The 21868-nt window shown below is 34.0% G+C and carries 19 protein-coding genes, 7 tRNA genes and 1 pseudogene; 12 read left to right on the top strand and 15 right to left on the bottom strand.

Annotated features, from left to right (window positions below; genetic code table 11):
* Position 1: 1 nt before the first annotated feature.
* The 4 genes from AC5YGG_RS05295 (at position 2) to AC5YGG_RS05280 (ending at position 4609) form a co-directional block, all read left to right on the top strand.
* Positions 2-1567: a calcineurin-like phosphoesterase C-terminal domain-containing protein gene (locus tag AC5YGG_RS05295; RefSeq protein ID WP_496143438.1), complete on the top strand. Its 1566-nt coding sequence runs from the start codon at positions 2-4 to the stop codon at positions 1565-1567.
* Positions 1568-1913: 346 nt separating this feature from the next.
* Positions 1914-2627 (top strand): 3-ketoacyl-ACP reductase, encoded by a 714-nt coding sequence (locus AC5YGG_RS05290; protein WP_496143414.1) that lies wholly within the window; start codon positions 1914-1916, stop codon positions 2625-2627.
* 291 nt (positions 2628-2918) lie between these two features.
* Positions 2919-3746: a 50S ribosomal protein L11 methyltransferase gene (prmA, locus tag AC5YGG_RS05285; protein ID WP_496143413.1), complete on the top strand. Its 828-nt coding sequence runs from the start codon at positions 2919-2921 to the stop codon at positions 3744-3746.
* Positions 3747-3763: 17 nt separating this feature from the next.
* Positions 3764-4609 carry an SH3 domain-containing protein gene (locus AC5YGG_RS05280; RefSeq protein ID WP_496143412.1) on the top strand — a complete coding sequence of 282 codons (846 nt, stop codon included), beginning with the start codon at positions 3764-3766 and terminating at the stop codon, positions 4607-4609.
* Between the two features lie 418 nt (positions 4610-5027).
* Here AC5YGG_RS05280 and AC5YGG_RS05275 read toward each other — a convergent pair whose 3' ends face one another.
* The 5 genes from AC5YGG_RS05275 to AC5YGG_RS05255 all read right to left on the bottom strand — a co-directional run bounded on the left by AC5YGG_RS05275 (position 5028) and on the right by AC5YGG_RS05255 (position 6872).
* On the bottom strand, positions 5028-5852 hold the full coding sequence (locus AC5YGG_RS05275; protein ID WP_496143411.1) for a 5'-nucleotidase, lipoprotein e(P4) family: 825 nt from the start codon (positions 5850-5852) through the stop codon (positions 5028-5030).
* A gap of 550 nt (positions 5853-6402) precedes the next feature.
* Positions 6403-6476 (bottom strand) — tRNA-Arg (locus tag AC5YGG_RS05270).
* 33 nt (positions 6477-6509) lie between these two features.
* Positions 6510-6584 (bottom strand) — tRNA-Pro (locus AC5YGG_RS05265).
* Positions 6585-6690: 106 nt separating this feature from the next.
* Positions 6691-6764: transfer RNA gene (locus tag AC5YGG_RS05260), tRNA-Arg, on the bottom strand.
* 33 nt (positions 6765-6797) lie between these two features.
* A tRNA-Pro gene (locus AC5YGG_RS05255) sits at positions 6798-6872 on the bottom strand.
* 491 nt (positions 6873-7363) lie between these two features.
* On the opposite strand from AC5YGG_RS05255, the gene AC5YGG_RS05250 reads away from it, so the two are divergent.
* Positions 7364-7861, top strand: a complete 498-nt coding sequence (locus tag AC5YGG_RS05250) for a hypothetical protein (RefSeq protein ID WP_496143410.1) — start codon at positions 7364-7366, stop codon at positions 7859-7861.
* Between the two features lie 167 nt (positions 7862-8028).
* Positions 8029-8553, top strand: a complete 525-nt coding sequence (locus tag AC5YGG_RS05245; RefSeq protein WP_496143409.1) for a thermonuclease family protein — start codon at positions 8029-8031, stop codon at positions 8551-8553.
* Positions 8554-8655: 102 nt separating this feature from the next.
* Here AC5YGG_RS05245 and AC5YGG_RS05240 read toward each other — a convergent pair whose 3' ends face one another.
* Genes AC5YGG_RS05240 through AC5YGG_RS05230 form a run of 3 tightly spaced genes read right to left on the bottom strand, consistent with a single transcriptional unit; the run spans position 8656 to position 11610 of the window.
* On the bottom strand, positions 8656-9438 hold the full coding sequence (locus AC5YGG_RS05240) for an ABC transporter permease (protein ID WP_496143408.1): 783 nt from the start codon (positions 9436-9438) through the stop codon (positions 8656-8658).
* Complete coding sequence (locus AC5YGG_RS05235; protein WP_496143407.1) at positions 9431-10333, bottom strand: ABC transporter ATP-binding protein; 903 nt, start codon at positions 10331-10333, stop codon at positions 9431-9433. The genes AC5YGG_RS05240 and AC5YGG_RS05235 overlap by 8 nt, the downstream gene beginning before the upstream one ends.
* A complete protein-coding gene (locus AC5YGG_RS05230) occupies positions 10333-11610 on the bottom strand; it encodes an erythromycin esterase family protein (RefSeq protein ID WP_496143406.1) in 1278 nt (425 codons plus the stop codon). The genes AC5YGG_RS05235 and AC5YGG_RS05230 overlap by 1 nt, the downstream gene beginning before the upstream one ends.
* A 210-nt stretch (positions 11611-11820) precedes the next feature.
* On the opposite strand from AC5YGG_RS05230, the gene AC5YGG_RS05225 reads away from it, so the two are divergent.
* On the top strand, positions 11821-12441 hold the full coding sequence (locus AC5YGG_RS05225) for a Crp/Fnr family transcriptional regulator (protein ID WP_496143405.1): 621 nt from the start codon (positions 11821-11823) through the stop codon (positions 12439-12441).
* Positions 12442-12652: 211 nt separating this feature from the next.
* Entirely contained in the window at positions 12653-12931 is a 279-nt protein-coding gene (locus AC5YGG_RS05220) for an MBL fold metallo-hydrolase (RefSeq protein WP_496143403.1), read from the top strand.
* 152 nt (positions 12932-13083) lie between these two features.
* Here the strand turns inward: AC5YGG_RS05220 and AC5YGG_RS05215 are convergent, their stop codons facing one another.
* The 4 genes from AC5YGG_RS05215 to AC5YGG_RS05200 form a co-directional block, all read right to left on the bottom strand.
* Positions 13084-13224, bottom strand: coding sequence for a bacteriocin-like protein (locus AC5YGG_RS05215; RefSeq protein WP_496143402.1), 141 nt, complete (start codon positions 13222-13224; stop codon positions 13084-13086).
* A gap of 361 nt (positions 13225-13585) precedes the next feature.
* Positions 13586-13659, bottom strand: a tRNA-Arg gene (locus AC5YGG_RS05210).
* Positions 13660-13700: 41 nt separating this feature from the next.
* Positions 13701-13775 (bottom strand) — tRNA-Pro (locus AC5YGG_RS05205).
* Between the two features lie 14 nt (positions 13776-13789).
* A tRNA-Ser gene (locus tag AC5YGG_RS05200) sits at positions 13790-13874 on the bottom strand.
* Positions 13875-14009: 135 nt separating this feature from the next.
* Here AC5YGG_RS05200 and AC5YGG_RS05195 point away from each other — a divergent pair.
* From AC5YGG_RS05195 to AC5YGG_RS05180, 4 genes and pseudogenes are all read left to right on the top strand, one after another.
* Positions 14010-15034, top strand: a pseudogene (locus tag AC5YGG_RS05195) (N-acetylmuramoyl-L-alanine amidase).
* A 73-nt stretch (positions 15035-15107) separates the two neighbouring features.
* Entirely contained in the window at positions 15108-16508 is a 1401-nt protein-coding gene (gene aspA, locus AC5YGG_RS05190; protein ID WP_496143400.1) for an aspartate ammonia-lyase, read from the top strand.
* A 66-nt stretch (positions 16509-16574) separates the two neighbouring features.
* Positions 16575-17429: a glycosyltransferase family 2 protein gene (locus AC5YGG_RS05185; RefSeq protein WP_496143399.1), complete on the top strand. Its 855-nt coding sequence runs from the start codon at positions 16575-16577 to the stop codon at positions 17427-17429.
* A gap of 97 nt (positions 17430-17526) precedes the next feature.
* Positions 17527-18567, top strand: coding sequence for a hypothetical protein (locus AC5YGG_RS05180; protein ID WP_496143398.1), 1041 nt, complete (start codon positions 17527-17529; stop codon positions 18565-18567).
* On the opposite strand, the gene AC5YGG_RS05175 is transcribed toward AC5YGG_RS05180, so the two are convergent.
* The 3 genes from AC5YGG_RS05175 to AC5YGG_RS05165 form a co-directional block, all read right to left on the bottom strand.
* Complete coding sequence (locus tag AC5YGG_RS05175) at positions 18560-20038, bottom strand: lipopolysaccharide biosynthesis protein (protein WP_496143397.1); 1479 nt, start codon at positions 20036-20038, stop codon at positions 18560-18562. The two genes, AC5YGG_RS05180 and AC5YGG_RS05175, sit on opposite strands and share 8 nt — an antisense overlap.
* A gap of 9 nt (positions 20039-20047) precedes the next feature.
* The gene (locus AC5YGG_RS05170; RefSeq protein WP_496143396.1) at positions 20048-20842 is read right to left on the bottom strand and encodes an FkbM family methyltransferase; all 795 of its coding nucleotides are present in this window, start codon (positions 20840-20842) and stop codon (positions 20048-20050) included.
* A gap of 267 nt (positions 20843-21109) precedes the next feature.
* Positions 21110-21778, bottom strand: coding sequence for a DUF2461 domain-containing protein (locus tag AC5YGG_RS05165; RefSeq protein WP_496143395.1), 669 nt, complete (start codon positions 21776-21778; stop codon positions 21110-21112).
* Between the last annotated feature and the right edge of the window lie 90 nt (positions 21779-21868).

Raw genomic sequence — 21868 nt, 5'->3', positions numbered from 1 at the left:
AATGCCGTGTATGCTGGTTTCAGCAATGGCATTCTCGCAAACTTCCGTATCAGGATATGTATTCGAAGACAGCAATAAAAATCAAAAAAAAGAAAACCGCGAAAAAGGAGTAGAAGGAGTTGCCGTTTCCAATGGTGTTCAGGTAGTATTGACTGATAAAAACGGGCGTTACAGTTTACCGGTTCAGGAAGATCAGGCTATTTTTGTTATCAAGCCTTCGGGATATCAGACTGCTTTGAACAGCAATAACCTTCCACAATTTTATTACCATCATAAACCAAAAGGCTCTCCGGCAGATTTCAAATACAAAGGAGTAGCTCCTACAGGCGATCTTCCCAAAGAATTAAATTTCCCGTTATATAAACAGAATGAAAATAAAAACTTCGATATTCTGGTTTTCGGAGATCCGCAGCCTTACACAGAAAAAGAACTGGATTATTTCAAAAGAGGAATTGTAAATGAAGTTAGAAATACAAAGAAAAATGCTGTGTTGGGAATAAGTTTAGGTGATCTTGTTGGAGATAACTTAAGTTTACAGAAACCTTATGCAGAGGTAATGAAAGAAGTAGGATTACCTTGGTATAATGTAATGGGAAACCATGACATGAATTATGATGCAAAAGAAGACAAGCTTTCTGATGAAACCTTTGAATCCAATTTTGGACCTGCCAATTACTCTTTTAATTACGGAAATGTTCACTTCCTTATCCTTGATGATATTCTTTACCCGGATCCAAGAGACGGAAAAGGATACTGGGGTGGTTTCCGTGAAGATCAGCTTCAGTTTATAGAAAATGACCTGAAACTGGTAGATAAAAATAAACTGATCGTTATCTCTTTCCATATTCCGTTGGAACATAAGAATGAAGACAGCTTCAGAAATGCAGACCGCCAGAAATTATTCGATTTCCTGAATCCTTTCCAGGATGTACTGCTTTTATCAGCTCATACTCACATTCAGCAGCAGATTTTCTATGGGAAAAAAGAAGGCTGGAACGGTATAAAAGAATTGCATGAGTACAACGTTGGTACTACCTGCGGAGACTGGTATTCCGGAACTCCTAACGAAGAAGGGCTACCTACCTCAACGATGAGAGACGGTACTGCAAAAGGATATTCTTTCATAAGCTTTAATGATAATCAGTATAAAGTAAAATATAAGACCGCCGGAAAACCGGACGATTATCAGATTAAATTATATGTTCCCAAAGTAATTCCGTTCCCGTCAAAAACCTCAGCAAAAATACTGGCTAATTTCTTTATGGGAAGCAAAAAAGACAAGGTAGAATATAGAATAGACAATGGAAAATGGGAGGAAATGGAATACGACGAAACCATAGACCCTAATTTTGCCCTTTCTGTCTTCAAATGGGATACAACAGAAAAAATCCTTGAAGGAAGAAGACCTTCCAACCCTGAAATGTCAAAGCATATCTGGGAAGCCGATTTTCCTAAAAAACTGACACTTGGAAAACATAAAGTTGAGGTTAGAGCCACAGATATGTATGGAAATCAGTTTTCAGCTTCAGAAGAATTTGAAACACAGAACACCATCCAGATTCCCTAAGCTTTCATTTTTTTACTATACTTTTTTTAGATTTTGAAGCCGGTTCATAATGAGCCGGTTTTATTTTTTGCTGAGGTTGAAAATAATGAACCACAAAAGTCACAAAAGATTATTTTTAATGTTTAAGAATATATAAAAGTCCACATAAAACGGCAATCTGCGATTTTCATAAAGCTTAAATGACCTTTTCAGCAACATGCATAAAAGCTTATATTTTACTCAGGTGTTTTAAACTTTTGTGCCTTTTGTGGTTTAATGAAAACCATTAAAAAACTATTAAATATCCTTTCTTTCCATTCCATCAAAATGTTCTTTCGTAACTTTGTAGTATAAAAGTATTACTACTATGAATATAAACGGAAAAAATGCCATTGTAACAGGTGGTGGAAGAGGATTAGGTAAAGCCGTAGCGCTAGCTTTGGCAAATGAAGGAGTAAACGTTGCCATTACAGGAAGAAACGAAGAAAATCTTAAAAATACAGTTGACGAAATCCAGAAATTAGGAGTAAATTCTGCTTATGCAGTATTCACCATCGATGATGAAGCAGCTGTAAAAACAGGAATTGAAAGCTTAGCTGAAAAATTAGGCAGCGTAGATATTCTTGTAAATAATGCTGGAATCGGTGATTTCGGAAGCATTGAAGATATGCCGTCTGAAACATGGGAGCAGGTGATTAAAACCAACTTATTCGGAGTGTATTATGCCGCAAAAGCAGTACACCCATTTATGAAAGCTAAAGGAGAAGGAGATATTGTAAACGTAGCTTCTACTGCCGGATTAAAAGGAGGACCCAATATGTCTGCTTATGCCGCTTCAAAAGCTGCCGTAGTTTCTTTATCCCAATCTATGATGGCAGAATGGAGAAAGCAGAATATCCGTGTTATTACGTTAACACCAAGTACCATTGCATCAGATATGAGCATCCAGGGCGGACTTACAGATGGAAATCCAGACAAAGTTCTACAACCTGAAGATTTCGCAGAATGGGTAAGAGATATCCTTAAAATGAACAGAAGAGCATTAATTGCCAATGGTTCTATTTTCTCTACAAATCCATAAACATTAAATGTTCAAGGTGTAGAGTTTAATGTTTTAAATTTAAAAAATAAATTTTCTCTGTCCTGAACAAAGAAATTCAAAAATTCAATAGAGCGGGCTTTAGCCCGCTTAAAATTTTCCCATCAATCATTTGGCTTCAGCCAAAACTTAAAAAATCTGCATCACAAATAATCCATAAAAAACAAAATCCATCTTCCTGAATTAAAATAAAATGCTCTCACATTCACCAAAACTTGTCCATCCATTTTTTTAACAATAATAACATTAGTATTTTTGCAGCAAATTATTCACATGCAAAATTATTTAGAATTCAATTTCAAGATTACTCCATTGCAACCTTGGAACGAGATATTAATGGCAGAGCTTATAGAAATAGGTTTTGACAGCTTTACAGAAGAAATTCACGGAATTTTAGGATATATCCAGACTGATTTATTTAATGAAGATCAGCTGAAGGCACTCCCAATCTTTGAAAATGAAAACGTAAACATTGAGTATTCTTTTGAAGAAATGCCGAACATCAACTGGAATGAAGAATGGGAAAAGAATTTTTCACCCATCAATATTGATGATAAAGTGTTGATCAGAGCAGAATTTCACGAATCGGTACCTGAAATGCATGAAATTATTATTCAGCCTAAAATGTCATTCGGAACAGGGCATCACCCGACTACCCACCTGATGATTCAGCAGATGATGGATATTGATTTCAATGGGAAGAAAGTCTTGGATATGGGTTGTGGAACTTCGGTATTGGCGATCTATGCAAAACAGCAGGGAGCAGGAGATACCAAAGCAATTGATATTGATGAATGGTCTGTAGAAAACTCAAAAGAAAATGCTGTAAGAAATAATGTTGAGCTTGATATCGAACAGGGAACTGCTGACAACTTAGGAAATGAAAGCTATGATATAATTTTAGCCAATATCAACAGAAATATCTTGATTTCAGATATCCCGACTTATGTTTCCGTGTTGAATGAAGGAGGAAAACTATTGCTTTCAGGACTTTGTTTCTTTGATGTAGATGATATCCTGGAAGTATGTAAAGAAAGTGGACTTACGTTGAAGAAGCAGTTACAGAGAGAAGAATGGGTGAGTCTGTTGCTTGAAAAATAAAAAAACGAAATACAAATATGAAAACCTTATTGACGGCTTTATTACTACTGATGCTGCAATTGCTTACAGCGCAGGAAAATGAAGTATATGCAGACGGAGTTTTTAATTTCACAGAAAATAAAACCCAAAAGATCTTCACAGACTGGACAAGGGTAAGAAAAGAACCCGGAGTAAATGCTCAGATCATAGACTCATTACAGTCTAATCAACAGGTGATGATTCTTCAAAAAGAAGAAACTGTTCCGGTGTTACAGCTTGGAGAAAGAAAAGCCAATTGGTATAAAGTTTCTTATCAGAAAGGAGAGTTGTTATCTGAAGGTTATGTTTGGGGTGGAAATCTGTGTGTAGGTTATCGCAATAAAAACGGTTATGATTTCCTTTTCGGATTATCAAAAACTATTGAGAAGAAGACCAAACCCCTGAACGAAATTGAGAAGAAGAATATCGCAGGAATCAAAGTGATGGAAGGAAACACATTGGTTGATGAAGTCTATTTCGATACAGGTAAAGGAGAAGAGCTGAGCTTTGCATCATTCAATATTGAAAGCAATCATAAATTAGACAATGTTGAACTTACCCTAAAAGCGATGGTTTCCGGTGAAGCTTGCGGAATTGCAGCCTATGATCAGTATGCTCTTTTCAGAGATAAAAAATTAGTTGCCCTTCCTCAGTTGATGAATGTAGGAGATGCCGGAGCCTATTACCATAGTGAAGAATATGTTTTTCCTAATGATAAAGGAGGGATTCCCAATGCATTTATTCTTAAAGCAGAAGATATGGAAGTAGATGAAAAAGACAGAGAAAAGAAAAAGCGTTCCTCAAAAACCTATCTTTGGAATGGAAGTTCTTATCAATTGAAATAAGACTATTTGCTTAAAATATATTAAACCGTTGTATGATTACAACGGTTTTCTTTTAATAAAAATAGGATTGGCTCAATACCAATCCTACCCAAACATGATTAAGTGTATAGTTTAGCCATTAATGGCTACAAGGAATATTAAGTTGCACAAAAAGATTTTTATTGATCCTTAATCAATGTTTCCTTAAAATCATAAATTAAACTAACTTTTCAGGCTTCCTGTTAAGGTTTACCGATGTAAATGTAATGGGAAATGCCGTTCATGCCGAGAAAACTTAAGTTGATCCCGCAAAATAAGTATGTGAAACGGTATTTTCATGCAATGAAACGTATAGCAGCATGTTTCCGAATTCCCATAAATAAAAATGTCTGAACATATGGTTCAGACATTTTTCAGATATATTTGCTAAAGTTTTACATTAAGGATTAGCTTTTACAGCATTGTACATCATTGAATCTTTTTGCTGCTTAGTATAATCATATTTATAATTGTAGAATGAAGCTTCCCAGTCTCCATATCCTACATTAGGAATAATAATGAATTTTTTACCAAACTCTGCTGCTGAATTTTTCACTGCAGCTGAACGTTCTGACTCCGTTTTTTTATCAAATATAGCAGCAAAATCAGCAAGGTTATCTCCTAAAAGTAAGACAATATTGTAATTTTTAGCGATATCTTTTCTTCTTGCTTCCTTACTGCTTTCTTTTGAACGAAGAATCAGGTTAGAATCACTTTGAATCGGAAAATTATACTTTTTTAAGTTGTTCAATGTTCCTTCGCGCTCTTGTTCCGCACGATTGGTAACATAAAACACCTGTATTCCTTTACTAGCGGCATATTGATAAAATTCCTGAGAACCGGTAAGCGGTTTAGCAATTCCTCTAGATGTCCACTCTTCCCATGTTTTTTGGTCATAATCTTTTCCCATTTTAGAACGCTCAACAGCATAATAGGAATTATCTAAAAAAGTTTCATCGATATCGGAAACAATAGCCAAAGGTTTATCTGATTTTTGAGCTAAAGCCTCATCCAAACGAAGTTTACCAATATTATATGCCTGTAGACATAACGCTTCATATTCTGCAGCCCGTTGCTGATAAAACGCTGCATAGAGTTTTCCATCACGTCCAAGGTTTTCATAAGGAGCATTCTGAATAGTATTCTTTGAAGCCTGAGTAGCTGTTTGACATGAAATAACTGAAGCAAACAGAGCGCTTGCGATAATGAGTTTAAAATTTTTCATTGGATTAGAATAGAGAAGACAAAATTATAACAATTTGATTCTTATCACAACTATTTTCTCTATTTATAGGATCAAGCGCAAAAGTTGTGAGGCTTAGAATATTTAGATCAGTTTAATTTTAAAATTTAACGCAAAGTATTTCTATTATCTGGTGTTGTATTTTAGGAAGCAAAGCTTGAATCAATACAATTGATTCTTTCTAAGCATACGCGTATTTACATCGCTTCATCAGCGACTTTTTGTCGCTTTCTTAGCTCCCTTATCAATAATCAATTCCATCATGTCTTTGCGTTTATAGAAAATTTAAGTATAAAGTTTAGAGGAGTAAAAAGATAATTTATTTTCTTCTTCAGATTAACGAAACTTTTTGCGTAGCCCCCAACTTTTGCTCCTGATCCTATTTATGTCTATACTTGATCCGTAAAAATGTTTGAATAATCAATATGGATTTTCAGACATTTTGCAGATTATTATTAATTTGTCTCTAGGTAGTTTAAAAATGTATTATTGGAAATAAAAAAAAGTCTCTGATACAGAGACTTTTATAAAGTGAGCGCGAAAGGATTCGAACCTTTGACCGTCTGCTTAGAAGGCAGATGCTCTATCCAGCTGAGCTACGCACCCATTAAATAGTTTTGAGAAAACTATTAAAAATTGTCGGGGCGGCAGGATTCGAACCTGCGACCTCCTGGTCCCAAACCAGGCGCGATGACCGGACTACGCTACGCCCCGATGAGGTCATCTTTAATGAAATTTACTTCATTGTATTAATTTAAAAAAGCAAAAAATAGCTTTTGAAAATCTAAATAAATTTACAAAAAAAATGTAAATTATTCTGTGAGCGCGAAAGGATTCGAACCTTTGACCGTCTGCTTAGAAGGCAGATGCTCTATCCAGCTGAGCTACGCACCCATTAAATAGTTTTGAGAAAACTATTAAAAATTGTCGGGGCGGCAGGATTCGAACCTGCGACCTCCTGGTCCCAAACCAGGCGCGATGACCGGACTACGCTACGCCCCGATTAATTGTCATCAGTAACGAATTTTATTCGTTTTTGCGGTTGCAAAGGTACAATACTTTTTCAAATAAAAAAATAAATTTTAGGATAATTTTTAATTAAATTTTAGAGAATCTTTTTTGCTAACTTTACTTAATTAATAACCATGGATTTAGGTTTTCAGATAGAATTTTACTTTTTTTCTTCTAACAATATTTTTTATAGGTAATTTTTATTTCCTTGTGAGATTCTATAAAATAAAAAATTGTGTTATCTGTTTCTTTTACTATTTTGCAGAAAACTAAAACCTGACAAATACATGCAAAATTATCTCTGCTTAGCTTATTCCGATTACCCTTACTATTGTGAGTTTTCTGTTATTGACTTTTTTATTAATATATCAAAAATATAAAGTTGAAAGAAGTATATCTCAATGCTTGCTATCTATTAGAGAAAGCTAAATTCAAAATTGAAATCATATCCTAGATATAAAATCCATCAAAAAATAAATAACATGAATTATTTTGTATATGCACTTGAGCATATCTATACAGATGAGACTCACACAGGTTGTAAATTTCTGGGGTATTTTGATGATATAGAACTGCTCGGAAAAGCCAAAGAAATTGCGTTAACTTTACCTGGGTTTAGAACTTATCCTGATGGACTTACTATTAGAAAATATGAATTAAGCAAAATTCATTGGCAAAATGGCTTTAATAGTGTTGTTGGAGAAATTGGACGGGACTATTTAAATGAAGAAGATGTGATTAATCAAGAGAGTAAATCAATAAAAGAGTTGAATTTACAATATGTTTTTCAAGTTAGTCATATTTATACTATCAATACTTTTCTGGATGATGAGAGGATTATTGGTGTCTTTTTAGATGAACATCAAGCAAATGAAACTGTTAATAATTGTAAAATGAAAGATGGATTTAAAGATTATCCTGATGATTTTATAGTGGGAAGGTTTACTTTAAACAATTTGTTATGGATTTCCGGATTTTAGCTCTCTCTTGCCAGTATGATCCGCAGATTTAGTTCTTCAGTAAAATTTAAACTTCTCTTAATAACGAGGGATTTAAATTTTGAAACAATAATCTTGGCATCAATCAAATCTTAACTTAGATTCTTAGTAACTCTTCAGTTTTTTCCTTTAATCCCTATATTTGCTACATGAAACGATTAATGTTGATGAGCTTGCTTTTCCCGGCAATCCTATTTTCACAAACAAGCGGAAAAGTAATCAAAATTTCAGATGGAGATACCATTACAGTACTTTTAAAAGGAAATAAACAGAAGAAACTTAGATTGGCAGACGTCGATTGCCCGGAAAATGGTCAGGCTTTCGGTAAAAATGCTAAACAATTTACCTCTGGGCAGGTATTTGGGAAAACAATTAAGTTTACAGAAACCAGTACAGATCGTTACGGACGTTCCATTGCCAAAGTATATTATGATAATGATAAATATTTGTCAAAAGAGCTGATAAAAGCAGGAATGGGGTGGTGGTACTTCTCTTACTCCAAAGATACTTCTTTAGGAAAAGTACAGGAAAAGGCACAGCAGAATAAGATTGGTCTTTGGCAGGATATTCATGCAATGGCACCCTGGGATTACAGGAAAATGAAAAGAGAACAATCGAAAAATAAAAAAATAGAAGCTTCTAAAGTTCAAATGAAAACAAAAGCAACTATATAAAATAAAACCCTTACAATATGGATTGTAAGGGCTTTTTTATGTTAAACGTGAAAACGATTGATAAAGCTGATTTTAAGATATTTCGAAGATTATACTTTCGTTTTAAATGCTTTTCTTTTTTGTAAAAAGAAAGAAATTAATACCCGTAAAAATCAAAATCGCTGCTATATTACAGTAATCGAGTCTTTCAAAGGCTATATTTTCATTCATGATATTGACATAAGATTTGTATCCACCTGTATAGATCAGAAAATCAGAAAAGTCCTTCTGATAAACAATAACTGAGAATATAAGCATAAACATACTGATCCCTATAGGATAAATGAAGTTTTTAAAAATAAGACTTAAGGTAAACTGCGCCATGGCAATAGCAGAAAGAGTAATGGAGAACTTTAGAAAAGTATAAAATATAACCACCCTGAAATCGTAATTCTGAAAACCCAGTTCCGGAAAAACAATACTCAAAAGATATCCGCTCAGGAGGAAAAATGCATAAGACAATGCTATTGAAAACAAGACAGTAATCAAAATAAAAAGAGTCTTTGAAAAGAAAATATTTGTCTTGGAAACAGGGATGGTGAATAGAATTTTATAATTATTGTTTCTATATTCCACATCACAGCATGCATGTACAAAAAGAGAAACAAGAAGAGGAAATAATAGATAAAAAAACATAAATACCACTCTTCCCAAAACAATTTTCCATGGATTAACCGTTCCTTCCGTTGTATCAACTCCTGATTTTAAAACATCATAAGCTGTATAGATATCTATAGCCAGAATAATGAATAAGGGAATAAGTAGTACCCCAAAAATCTCTTTGTTTTTCGAAAGTTTATATTGCTCAGAAGAGAATGATTTATAAAACGTATTGGTATTAGTCATTTTTTTTAGAAATTAAATTGATAAAGATCTGTTCAAGATTCGTGCTTTGAGATTCTGCTTCATAGATTTCAATTCCATTACTGACCAGACTTTTTAGTAATAAATTAAATTCTTTATCATGAGTGATTTTGACAGAAATTTTATTCGGATTATGCAAAGTAACGGTAAAAGTATCCTGCAAGACCTGAACTGCTTTTTCTGCGGGATCTATCTTTAAAATAACTTCTTTTTCCACTTGATTCAGAAGTTCGTTTTTGGTTCCCTGAAAGATCATTTTTCCTTCTTCGATGATTCCAATATGTGTCGCGATTTTTTCCAATTCACTAAGAATATGGCTTGATAAAAAAATAGTTTTTCCCAGGCTGTTCAAATGTTGGAAAAGTTTTCTCATTTCGAAAATTCCCTGTGGATCAAGACCGTTAAGTGGTTCATCCAGGATCAAAAGTTGGGGATCATTATAAAGTGCCATGGCGATTCCAAGACGTTGCTTCATTCCCATTGATAAAGCATTAGCCTTCTTTTTCTTCTCCTTTTCCAGACCTACAAGTTCAAGGACTTCGTCAATTCTTGCATTCCCTTTGCTGTAAATAATATCAAGGTATTTCAGGTTTTCAAAAACAGTAAGTTTCGTATAAAAACAAGGAGCTTCAATCAGGTTTCCTGTATTGGCAAGGATTTCTGTCCGGTTTTGCTTTAAACTTTTACCCTGAATGAAAATAGGATCATCATTAGTTTCCAAAAGCCCCAGAATAAGTTTAATTGTGGTGGATTTTCCAGCACCGTTTCTTCCCAGGTAGCCATAAATGCTGCCTTCAGGAATATTAAGGTTGATATTGTTTAAAATAGTTTTGGAACCTATCGTATAGTTAAGATTTATAGTCGTAATACTATCCATTATTTATTGATTGGGGTTAAAAAAGTATTGGTATCTATATAAAATATTCCATCTATAAAATGGCTCCATATTTTACGCTGATCTGCTCCCTGGTTAATGGTGGAAACAAATTCCTTCTTTAGGTAAGAACTTATAGGTACATTTCTCAGATCCATAATGAAATAAGGTGTCTTCGTTTCATGAAAAATATTTTCCACAGCCAGCTTTCCCGGTTGATCAGTAAGATTTTTAGAAGTATTTAATTTGGCATAAGATGAAAAATCAAGCATGTAGGAAGACTTTCTATACCTGTCCTTAATGTATGAACCTAGCGGACGGTAATTCTTACTGTAAGGAGCAGAAAACGTATGAATGTTGGCACACCAGACAATGATTTTTTCCTTTGGATATAAAGAATCAATCTGTCGGATCAGATTTTTAGCCATTAATGAATCTCTGAAATGCATACTTGCTAAAGATCCGGATTTGTATTTCCATGCTTTATTGAAATTATTAGCAATGTCATTAAGATATCTTGCGTATATTTCATTTTCAGGGTTTTTCTTTAGCTCTATAATTGTTTTTTCAAGTCGGGAAATTTCATTGAGTAGCTCTTTTTGCTGGGTTTCATTCAGTATTTTGTTGGTATATCCTTTGTAAATAAAGTTTTGAAGTTCATCTATGTATTTTTTTAAGATCGGAAAGTGGTTAATGTTAATGCTGTTTTCACTTAAAAAGCTTTTTAATAATGTACCTCGCTTTTTTGTTAAAACCTCACCTGAAAACTGAATATCAAATCCGCCAAGTTCAATAGGAGAAGAAGATAATTTTGTTTTTTGATAATATTTGATCAAAGGCTGTGTTTCCTTATTATCCCACCAGAAATTGAAAAGTCCCAGACCGCCAATAGAATCCATCGAGGTTTTTAAAGAATGATTTTTCATTTCCTCATTCATTATCCAGCAGTCGTATTGCCCTGCTTCATAAAGAACAACATTGTAACCTAAGTTTTCATGCAGATATTGGATTAATCTGCCTTTCGCCTGAAGCGTAGCACCGTCATAATGTACATTTTCTCCTAACATCAAAATTCTGTTATCCTTTAGAATGGAATTCAGTATTTTCAGATCACTATGATCACTGTATTCCATAGAAATACTTTTGATAGGATGGATGTATCGGGTTGTTTCTGAAAGAAGTTTTTGTTTTTCGTTTTGAGAAATTTCTTTGTAAATAATTTTATTCAGGATAAGGATTGAAATGACTAAAATTATAAGAGTGTAAAATATTTTTTTCATGCATTAAAAACTACACTGGTGTCGATAGGTTATAAGTTTTTTGTAAATCAAATTTAATAAGAAATACCATACGGTTGTGAAAAAGATTATCTATAATGAAAATGTTGAATTGAAAAATAATATTTGAGTTAACTGATAATATTCATGGATTTTTTTTGAACCTACAATAATTGCTAGATTTGGATGGTGGATTTGATAAAAAACCATAAATTGAATATAAATAAAAGAAGAAAAATCTATAAAATGATTGATGTTTTTGAAAATTACCTTTCCTCGACAGGAAGATTGTCAGCTGAGGAAATCAACTTTTCTTTGCAATTTTTCAAACCAATCCACGTAAAAAAAGGTGATTTTTTTATTCGTGAGAGTGAAATATGTTATTATATTGGGTTTATCGCTTGTGGTGCCGTAAAAGCATATGCTCTTGATAAAGAAGGAAGGGAAAATGTAACCTGCTTTAAATTTGAAAATGAATTTGCTGCTTCGTTTTTAGAGTTTGTGGCGCAGGAAAAATCCAAGAGAAGTATAAGAGCTATAGAAGATTGTTTACTCTATAGGATAGATTATTCAGATTATATCTATTTGCTTGGTCAGGTTGCCGCATTGAATGAAGTTATAAAATCAGTGGTAGAACAGGAATATAGCCAAAAAGAACTGTATTTGCTGAATTACAATAATAAATCAGCTGTAGATAAGTATCTTCATGTTCTGTCTAATGAACAAAAGCTTGTACAGCGTGTAACAACGCAGGATCTTGCATCTTATCTAGGGATCACGCAGCGATCACTTACCCGGGCGAAAGGACAAATACATAAGCCTAATGTATTGTAGGATAAATGTCCTTATGAAGAACTGATGAGTACTATAGATTTGCACAAAAAATTATGGTACAACAAATTGCTACTGAAGTGTTTCGTATTTCCTTAATGCCACGGAACAGTATCGATTGTTGTATTATTGAAGGTGTATTAGTAGACTCAGGAATAAGGAGCTCATATTCCATTGTAAAGAAAGCTCTCCAAAAGCTCCCTATATCAACATATTGACGCATGCGCATGCGGATCAACAGGGATGTAGTGATCAGATATGCGATGAGTTCAAGATACCATTGCTTTGTCATCCTGATGAGGTTTTTAGGACAGAAACTGGTTGGGTAACCAATGACTATCCAAGTCCTCAGCATTGGGTGGCAAAACTTCAACAAAAATATTGGGCTGGTCAGGGGTATAAAGTAGAACGGACAATTGTTGAAAATGAAAGTATTGGAAACTTTCGGGTAATAGAGATGCCTAGACATTGCAGTGCGGTTATTAAAAAATAAATTGTTCAATAATTATAATGGAAATGAGAGTAATTGAACAATAAAAGTTGCTCATGGTTAGAATACCAATGGATAATACATGAAAAAAGGACAAATCTGTTGTTTTCAGATTTGTCCTTTTAAAGTTCTTTATTTGGTACGCTTCTTTTATTTTATGGTTCAAGCGCAGGACCACCACATGATTTGTATGGAACACAAGTCAATTTATCATTCACAAAACACATTCTAATGCAATCTCCACCGCCAACAATTGTTTTTAACTCTGCCTTATTAAGCTTTTTTAAATTTTTCATAGTAATAATATTTTATGTTGTAATACAAATTTCATATATAATTATTACACAATAATTACAATTAACAAATTTTAACTTCAATAAAACTAAATATAATAAAGCTCGAAATGAGCCGATATAGTTTCCTTTTTCTTGTAGTAATTTCTAAAATGCTTTGCGCCAATTTTTACACTTACTCCAATTGAGATGATTATATTTAACAAGGCATTTATTTAAAGAATATTGCGCTGTTGTTATAATTTCGCTGTATTAGTGGCTAAAAAAGAAATATATTTGATCAGATGCTCAGAATAAAGTGGCAATAATCCATGTAACTGGTATAAAAACAAAAAAACTCACCATAAAAATGATGAGTTTTTTGTGAGCGCGAAAGGATTCGAACCTTTGACCGTCTGCTTAGAAGGCAGATGCTCTATCCAGCTGAGCTACGCACCCTTAGAAGTTGATTCTCGCTTAGTAATAAGCGCATTAAAAAGTCGGGGCGGCAGGATTCGAACCTGCGACCTCCTGGTCCCAAACCAGGCGCGATGACCGGACTACGCTACGCCCCGAATATATAAGAGAGCGGAGGGTAAGGGATTCGAACCCTTGCGACACTTTCGCGTCGACAGTTTAGCAAACTGCTCCGTTAACCACTCCGGCAACCCTCCTTTTTGTTTATTTTTTAATGATCGTTGTTCCGTTATTGCGAGTGCAAATATAGAACAGATTTCTTTATTTACCAAATAAAATTCAAGAAATTTTTGTGTATTTTTGAAGTAATAAATTGATAAAAAACCAAACTGATGCGTAAGACATTATATATCATCGGATTAAGTACTTTAGTTTTTTCATGTACTTCTCAGAAAAATGTTAAAAAAAATATTTACCAACCGAAAACTCCCGTAGTACAGCCAAAAACAGTAGTTAAGACACAAACTCAGGAAGCTCCAAAACAAAAAGTTGTGACCGATCATGGAGTAGACTTTTTTACTACTAATATAGCAGACCCAACAAAAAATGATAATACGGCAAGTTATGGTTCTATTGTATCTGCAAAACCAGCGGGATTTAAAGTTGTGAAAACTTATTTTCCAGCCATGGCTCAGAATTTTAGACAACGTTATCTTATACTACATTATACCGTATTGCCGGATGACAAGTCTATTACTGTTCTTACTCAACCTGGTGTAAGTGCTCATTATTTGGTAAACAACACAGGAGATAATGAAATCTATCAACTGGTAGATGAAAATAAGAGAGCATATCATGCAGGAGTAAGTGCGTGGAAAGCAGATAAGAATCTTAATGATACTTCTATAGGAATTGAAATTGTAAACCCAGGCTTTACAATTGATGGCACAGGTAAAAGAGTTTTTGTTCCTTTCAGTGATACCCAGATAAGAAAGGTAGCAGCATTGGCAAAAGATATTGTGACCAGATATCAGATTCCTGCAACCAATGTTTTGGGGCATGCAGATATTGCTCCTACAAGAAAACAAGATCCGGGACCAATGTTCCCATGGAAAAAGCTATATGATGAGTATCAAATAGGAATGTGGTATGATGAAGGGCTGAAATCCAACTATCAGGAAATTGCAGAAGCTGACTTTGCTACAAAATACATTGATTCTACATTTATATTCTCTGTTCAGACTGCTTTGCAGAAATTCGGATACGGTATTGAACCTAGTGGAAAATGGGATGATGCCACCAAGAAAACAATTGAGGCATTCCAGTATCATTTCCGCCCACAAATTACGACGGAATAATGGATGCAGAAACTTACGCAATATTACAAGCCTTGAATGTAAAATATTCAATAAAATAAATTTCAGTTAAAGCGCATCTGTTAGATGCGTTTTTGCTATCTTTAAACGATCAAAAACAGTAAAATATCTGTAATGGAAAATTTCAGAAAAGAGAGTGATCTATTGGGCGAACTGAACGTACCATTAGATGCTTATTATGGAGTGCAGACGCAAAGAGCTATCAACAATTTCAAGATTTCGGGACAACTTTTGTCTTCATATCCAGATTTTATCAAAGGATTGGCTTTTGTGAAAAAAGCTGCAGCAAAAACAAATTATGAATTGGGTCTTCTTGATGAAAACCTATATTTCAAAATAGCAGAAGCTTGTGATGAGATTGTAGCAGGAAAATATCATGAACAGTTTCCGGTAGACATGATTCAAGGGGGCGCAGGAACTTCAATCAACATGAATGCGAATGAAGTAATTGCGAACATTGTATTAGAGAAATTAGGTAAAAACAAAGGTGAATATGAATTTTGTTCACCCAATGATCATATCAACCTATCCCAGTCTACAAATGATGCCTATCCTACAGGGATTAAAATGGGATTGCTACAGATGAATATCGGGTTAGTAGAAAAACTTGAAAAAATCATAGCTGCTTTTCGTGCAAAAGGACAGGAATTCCAGGACGTGATCAAAATGGGACGTACGCAGCTTCAGGATGCTGTTCCAATGACATTAGGGCAGGAGTTTGAAGCATTTGCGGCAACACTGGAAGAAGATATTTCGAAACTTAATAACAACGCAAGCCTTTTTGTAGAAGTAAATATGGGAGCTACAGCTATCGGAACAGGATTAAACGCTCCGATAGGATACGCAACACTTTGTGCTAAAAATCTGGCTCAGATTACAGGATTCCCAATTATTTCAGCACCAGATTTAGTAGAAGCTACACCTGATACAGGTTCGTATGTAATCTACTCATCAGCTATGAAGCGTCTTGCAGTGAAATTATCGAAAATCTGTAACGATTTAAGATTGCTTTCATCAGGACCAAGAGCTGGGCTTTTCGAAATCAACCTTCCACCAATGCAGCCGGGATCATCCATTATGCCGGGTAAAGTAAATCCTGTTATCCCTGAAGTGGTGAACCAGGTTTGCTACAAGGTAATCGGAAATGATCTTACAGTAACCTTTGCTGCAGAAGCTGGACAGTTACAGCTTAACGTAATGGAGCCGGTACTTTCGCATGCTATCATGGAAAATATCAACTTCCTTTGTAATGCATTGGATACACTTCATGATAAATGTGTAGTAGGTATTACTGCAAACAAAGAAGTATGTCTGAATATGGTAAAACACAGCATCGGTATTGTAACAGCGCTTAATCCTTATATCGGTTATAAACAATCTACACAGATTGCAAAAGAAGCCCTTGAAACAGGAAAAAGCGTTTACAACCTTGTATTGGAAAAAGGAATTCTTTCTCAGGAAAAACTGGATGAGATTCTTGATCCGAAAAACATGTTAAAACCACATAACAAGTAATAAACAATAAGTGATAAATGATGTTTCATCATTTATCACTTTTCATTCAATATTTATAAATAATCTGTGAGGTTTTTAATCATTATTCCTGCCCACAACGAAGAGCAGAACCTCTCTTTCACTCTGGACTCTCTACAGCAGCAAAGTAGTAAGGATTTTAAAGTGGTTGTCGTTGATGACGGTTCCACAGACAAAACACCTGAAGTTATCAGCAGGTATACAGAGAATGATCCCCGTTTTGAAACCGTTACTCTTCAAAAATCAGAACACCAACCCGGTTCTAAAGTTGTTCATGCCTTTAAAAATGGCTTACAGAAACAATCTTTAGATGAATTCGATATCATTTGTAAATTTGATGCAGATATTATTCTTCCCGAAAATTATCTTGAGACGGTAGAAAAAGCTTTCGTCAATAATCCGGAATATGGATTGGTAGGAGGGCTGTTATACGTTGAAAAAGAGGGGGATTGGGTATATGAAGGAAATTCCAATAAACATCATGTAAGAGGTCCTATGAAAGCGTATCGAAAAGAATGCTTCATTCAGATGGGTGGTCTCAGAGAAACGTTAGGCTGGGATAATATAGATTCCATCCTGCTGGAACATTTAGGTTGGAAAGAGATCGTTTTACCAGAACTTCATGTGAAATTGATCAAAGTAAAAGGAGCCGATTATACCATAAGACCGGCAGACTACTACGGGCGTTATTTTTATTTCTTGGGATTAAACAGATTCCTTGCCTATGTTGCCTCCTCAAAAGAAGCGATGAAAAGTAAATCTCCAGGATTTTTCTTTGATATTATTAAATCCTATGAGAATTGTAAGTCAAAAAACCTGGAATTGAAAATCACAAAGGAAGAACAAAAAGCAGTTAATGATCAGCGTTGGAGAATGCTGAAGAAGAAATGGCTGAAAATGTAGCCCCAAATATATCAATAGGAACGGGCTTTAGCCCGTTTAACAAAAACGATAAAATTCCATTGGCTTAAGCCAAAACCTAAAATAATCCGATTAGTCTGTGAAAAAAATAGCCTACATAGAAATAGATACCCACGCAGAAATAGCACAAGCTTTCATGGATATCATGGAAGGATCTGAATATTTTAGTGTAGATTATTATTTTTCAAAAAAGATCAAAGATCAGATCAATGGAGTAGATGCTGAAGTATTTCTGTCAGACAGTTCTATGATTTTAGATCAGTTAAAAACCAGACAATATGAACTGGTGATCATTGGAACAGCTCATCGTTTTTTCAATACTTTTTTGGTACTAACAAAAAAATACAATACTGTAGTAATTGCGCACAACCTTAATTTTACCAAAGCTTCAAGATTTGAATTAATAAAAAGTGTATTTAAAGGCGATGTCATCTACAGAATGAAGCTGTGGTGGAAGGAAGGATTGCTTTATGCGGCTCAAGTGTATCAGAATTCTAAATCTTTAGTGGTCCTGGATGAAGCATTGATTTCCGAAAGACATCAGTTTCTGCCTCTGTTTTATACAAGAAATTTTGAGAAATCGCAAAGTGAATATCCGGTTATTGTAATTCCGGGAGGTGTTTCTCAGAAAAGAAGAGATTATAATCATATTTTTAAAACCATTCAGAATTTAAAAACAGATAAAAAATACGAATTTGTATTTCTGGGTAAGGCAACAGGTCATGAATTGAAACAGCTTGAACACTTATCTTCAGGTTTGTCGTCAAATATCACCATTACTTATTTTTCCGAAAGAGTTTCTGCGTCAAATTTTGAGAAATGGATGCAAAAAGCAGACGTTCTTTGGTGTCCAATTCAACAAGAAACAGAATTTTTCAGCATTAAAGAAATCTATGGGAAAACAAAAATGACAGGGAATCTTGGAGACTCCATTGCTTATGGGAAATTGGCTGTTTTTCCTGAAAATTACCCATCAAAACTGAATTTCATCTTACCAGAAAAACAAAACATCTTTACACAGCTGGAGAAGCTTCATGATGCTTATTTTGATTTCCAGACAAGCTATGGTAAGAAAGAGGTTCAAAAGAGGTTAGAAGAGCTTTTAGATAAGCTTATTTAAACTTAAAAATACTCTTAATAAATCTTACATTCAGATAATCCTCTAAAGGGAAGATTTTTGTGAAATAATTTCCAACATAGATCAGCGCTAAAACTACAGCAGGTTTATAGATCAGGTTTACGAAACTGCTGTCAAAATTAGGCAGAACAATCGCTACGGTAATTGCCAAAGTACAAATAATTGAAACAAAGATCATTTCAATAGTCAAAGGTGAAACTTTGAAAACAATATAATTAAAGGCAATCTTGATGACGTTGTAGATAGTAAGAGAAATGGCTGTAGATAAAGCAATTCCGATAAGTTTGAGAGAGGTGTTTTTGATGAAATAATAATTTAACCCAATCGTTAATCCTGCTAATAAAAGCATAACGATAATGTTGAATCTGTAATATTTAGAAAGAGAAATAATATTCCCGTTAAATCCCGTTGCAAGATCAATCAAAACAGCAGAACCCCAGATCCATACTACAGGTTCGTACTCCCTTAGCATTGTTCCGTTATTAGGCATAAGCTTAGTCAGATAAGGAAAACCGACCATAATGCACGAGAACAAAACAGCTCCTAGAAAATAAAGTGACAGCGATGTCTTCTTATGAAATCTGTCCAGTTCCACCATATCTCCATCTGCAAGAGTTTTATTAATGATAGGCGCAGAAATATTGAATAGCCCTAATTGAGGAATTGAAATCAAAGAAATCAAAGCATAAAGCACAGAATAGATTCCAACTTCTTCCATTCCCATAAATTCTCCGATCATAAAATTATTGATCGCCAGATAATTCCCGAAAGTTCCTAAAAATCCAAAGAAGCTATAATTGAAAAACTCTTTCCAGAAATTATTCTTTTTAAAATAATCCGTATTGAAATCGAGCTGAATTTTTTCCAGTTTGTTCGTATAATAAATATATCCGAACAGCATTAATGCAAAAACTCCAAAAAAGAAAGCGAAAGCAATATTCTGGGATAATGCAAAATAATAAAACAGGCAAAAAGCCCCAAGGTTCGCAATCTTAGGAAGTAAATTGTCGAAAATATTAGAAACAACGATTCTCTTGTAATTAGAAGTGTATTTATTGAAAACTGCACAAAAAGAAAGAAGTAATATCAAAGGAAGAATCATCTCTTTACTTTTCCATGCTTCCAGATGTCTGAATTTAGGATAAATATAAGGCAGTATGAAAAATACTATAGAGAAAATCAGAAAATTAATAAAAATAGCAAGCAATGACAGTGATAACATGTTCTGTTTCTTACCATCCTTTTCCACCGTGTGAAAAAACTTTACATTAGCATAAGAAATTCCCAATACCACAAAAGGAACCAACATTTCAGCAGTAGGAAGAATATAGCGGAGCTTTCCGTAAAATTCAAAATCGTTTGGAAAAATGAATATTGCAGAAACTGTGCCCAGCAAAAAACCAATATAACCGATAATGGAATATTTGAAGCCTTGTCTCGCTACTACGCTCATAAAGTTGTTTTAAGGGTTTTTAGGTATAAAAATGATATTGTTAATGTACTGAGTTTTATTCTTTTCGTCGCTTATATTTTGTAATAGAATATCTTCTGTAAGAGTTTCCAGAGTAAAGCTGTTTCTGTTCAGATACTTTGCTTCATATCCCCAGTCCTTTACTTCAGATATTTCGTTCCATATGGGTGTTTGGTGGTGTCTTTGTTCCATTTCAACCATTAAAGTCGGAAGAAACTGTTTGATGGTTTCCTTAGCTCCTAAAAGTGTTTTTATTTCATTACCTTCAACATCGATCTTGATAAAATCCAGTCTGTTGAAGTGTTCCAAAGCAGCCCATTCGTCTAGTTTGATGACTTTTACTCTCTCAGTATAGCTTTTTTCTTCTCCTTTTTCTTTATAAGAAGTATTTAAGGTCCCTCTTGAGGCTATCGTTTTTCCATTGATAATCGGAACTTTAAACTCCGCTACCGTATTTTCGTCAGAAAGAGCCAAAGGCAGTACTCTCATAGTTGGGAAGAGTCTTTTTAATCTTCGGTAAAGCTTTTTATTAGGTTCAAAAGCATAAATATGCTCATGATTAAGCTTGTTTTCCAATTGATATAAAAACGTCCCAACATTGGCGCCAATATCCAGAATTACAGCATTTTTAGGAAGGTATTCTTTAATCCATACCAGTTCCGGTTCTACATTGCGTTCCGAAAAATTATTTTTATTAAGATTGTTTAAGCTCTTAAAATATCTTTTTTTATAAAAATTCGGACTTATATATTGTAGCTTTTCTGCAATTTTTTGGTATAAAGACATCCTTGACTTTTTGACGAACAGCAAAGATAAGCAAAAATGTAAAACTTATCTTAAAAAATGTTAAATATAATATATTGATTTTCAGTCGATATACTTTATAGTCCGTTTATAAGAATCTGAATTTTAATATATTTTCAGTTTGTCCCAGAGACGTTTTATAGGTGTGTTATTTTTTAATTGGAAAAATGTTTTAAAAGAATCAGTTATAGATGACAGAGTTTTTTACAAATATGATTTCGGTATGAGAAAAATATAAATTCAATAATCTTACTCTAGGAAAGGAGCGTTCAGGAAATCATTGAAAGGCTTCATCAGTGTGAAAATTTTATTCATATTTTTCACTGCATTCTGATCCAGGACTTCTTCATCTTTAAGTTGATAGATTACGATGAAATTTTTAAGTTTCAGATACTCTGCCATCGGATCTTCTTTTTCAAAGCCTTGAGGAATTTTTTTTAGTTTGTCATCCTGATCAAGTTCCGGAAAATGTTTTTTGAAATCTTTATTGTTTAAAATTTTCAGAAAACTATCTCCGTATAATGAAATTTCTTTTCGAACTTCTTTTAATACCGCAGATTCGGGCATATAAATTCCGCCTGCCAGAAATGATTTTCCAGGTTCTATATGAAGATAATAACCGCCTTTCTGATTTCCTTTTCCCATCCCGAGAGAAGCACCAAAATTAGTTTTATAAGGAGATTTATCCTTTGAAAATCGGGTATCACGATAGATTCTGAACAATGATTTTTTGCTGTCAATCTTAGCAAGCTCTTCATTAAAACCAGACATTTCCAGAATAAGATCATCTAAAAACTGAATAATATTTCCCTGTGCTTCCGTGTACAAATTTTTGTTTTCATTGAACCAGTCACGATTATTATTTTGACTCAGTTTCTTTAAAAAATCAAAGGTTTTAGGAGAAATATTGGCTGACATATAGTATTGGTGTTTTTAATCGTTGAATAGTTTCCGGATTGAATCCAACTATGGAATGTAGACAAAGCCACCTCCAAATTTACGCAATAA

Source organism: Chryseobacterium sp. CS2K3 (genome assembly GCF_059515185.1).
The sequence above is the reverse complement of the archived record's forward strand: the minus strand, read 5'-3'. Positions and strand labels throughout refer to the sequence as shown.

Excerpts from the sequence above, each read along its gene's own strand:
- AC5YGG_RS05295 (WP_496143438.1), top strand. The coding sequence starts at position 2 with ATGCCGTGTATGCTGGTTTCAGCAATGGCATTCTCGCAAACTTCCGTA.
- AC5YGG_RS05290 (WP_496143414.1), top strand. The coding sequence starts at position 1,914 with ATGAATATAAACGGAAAAAATGCCATTGTAACAGGTGGTGGAAGAGGA.
- prmA (WP_496143413.1), top strand. The coding sequence starts at position 2,919 with ATGCAAAATTATTTAGAATTCAATTTCAAGATTACTCCATTGCAACCT.
- AC5YGG_RS05280 (WP_496143412.1), top strand. The coding sequence starts at position 3,764 with ATGAAAACCTTATTGACGGCTTTATTACTACTGATGCTGCAATTGCTT.
- AC5YGG_RS05275 (WP_496143411.1), bottom strand. The coding sequence starts at position 5,852 with ATGAAAAATTTTAAACTCATTATCGCAAGCGCTCTGTTTGCTTCAGTT.
- AC5YGG_RS05250 (WP_496143410.1), top strand. The coding sequence starts at position 7,364 with ATGAATTATTTTGTATATGCACTTGAGCATATCTATACAGATGAGACT.
- AC5YGG_RS05245 (WP_496143409.1), top strand. The coding sequence starts at position 8,029 with ATGAAACGATTAATGTTGATGAGCTTGCTTTTCCCGGCAATCCTATTT.
- AC5YGG_RS05240 (WP_496143408.1), bottom strand. The coding sequence starts at position 9,438 with ATGACTAATACCAATACGTTTTATAAATCATTCTCTTCTGAGCAATAT.
- AC5YGG_RS05235 (WP_496143407.1), bottom strand. The coding sequence starts at position 10,333 with ATGGATAGTATTACGACTATAAATCTTAACTATACGATAGGTTCCAAA.
- AC5YGG_RS05230 (WP_496143406.1), bottom strand. The coding sequence starts at position 11,610 with ATGAAAAAAATATTTTACACTCTTATAATTTTAGTCATTTCAATCCTT.
- AC5YGG_RS05215 (WP_496143402.1), bottom strand. The coding sequence starts at position 13,224 with ATGAAAAATTTAAAAAAGCTTAATAAGGCAGAGTTAAAAACAATTGTT.
- aspA (WP_496143400.1), top strand. The coding sequence starts at position 15,108 with ATGGAAAATTTCAGAAAAGAGAGTGATCTATTGGGCGAACTGAACGTA.
- AC5YGG_RS05175 (WP_496143397.1), bottom strand. The coding sequence starts at position 20,038 with ATGAGCGTAGTAGCGAGACAAGGCTTCAAATATTCCATTATCGGTTAT.
- AC5YGG_RS05170 (WP_496143396.1), bottom strand. The coding sequence starts at position 20,842 with ATGTCTTTATACCAAAAAATTGCAGAAAAGCTACAATATATAAGTCCG.
- AC5YGG_RS05165 (WP_496143395.1), bottom strand. The coding sequence starts at position 21,778 with ATGTCAGCCAATATTTCTCCTAAAACCTTTGATTTTTTAAAGAAACTG.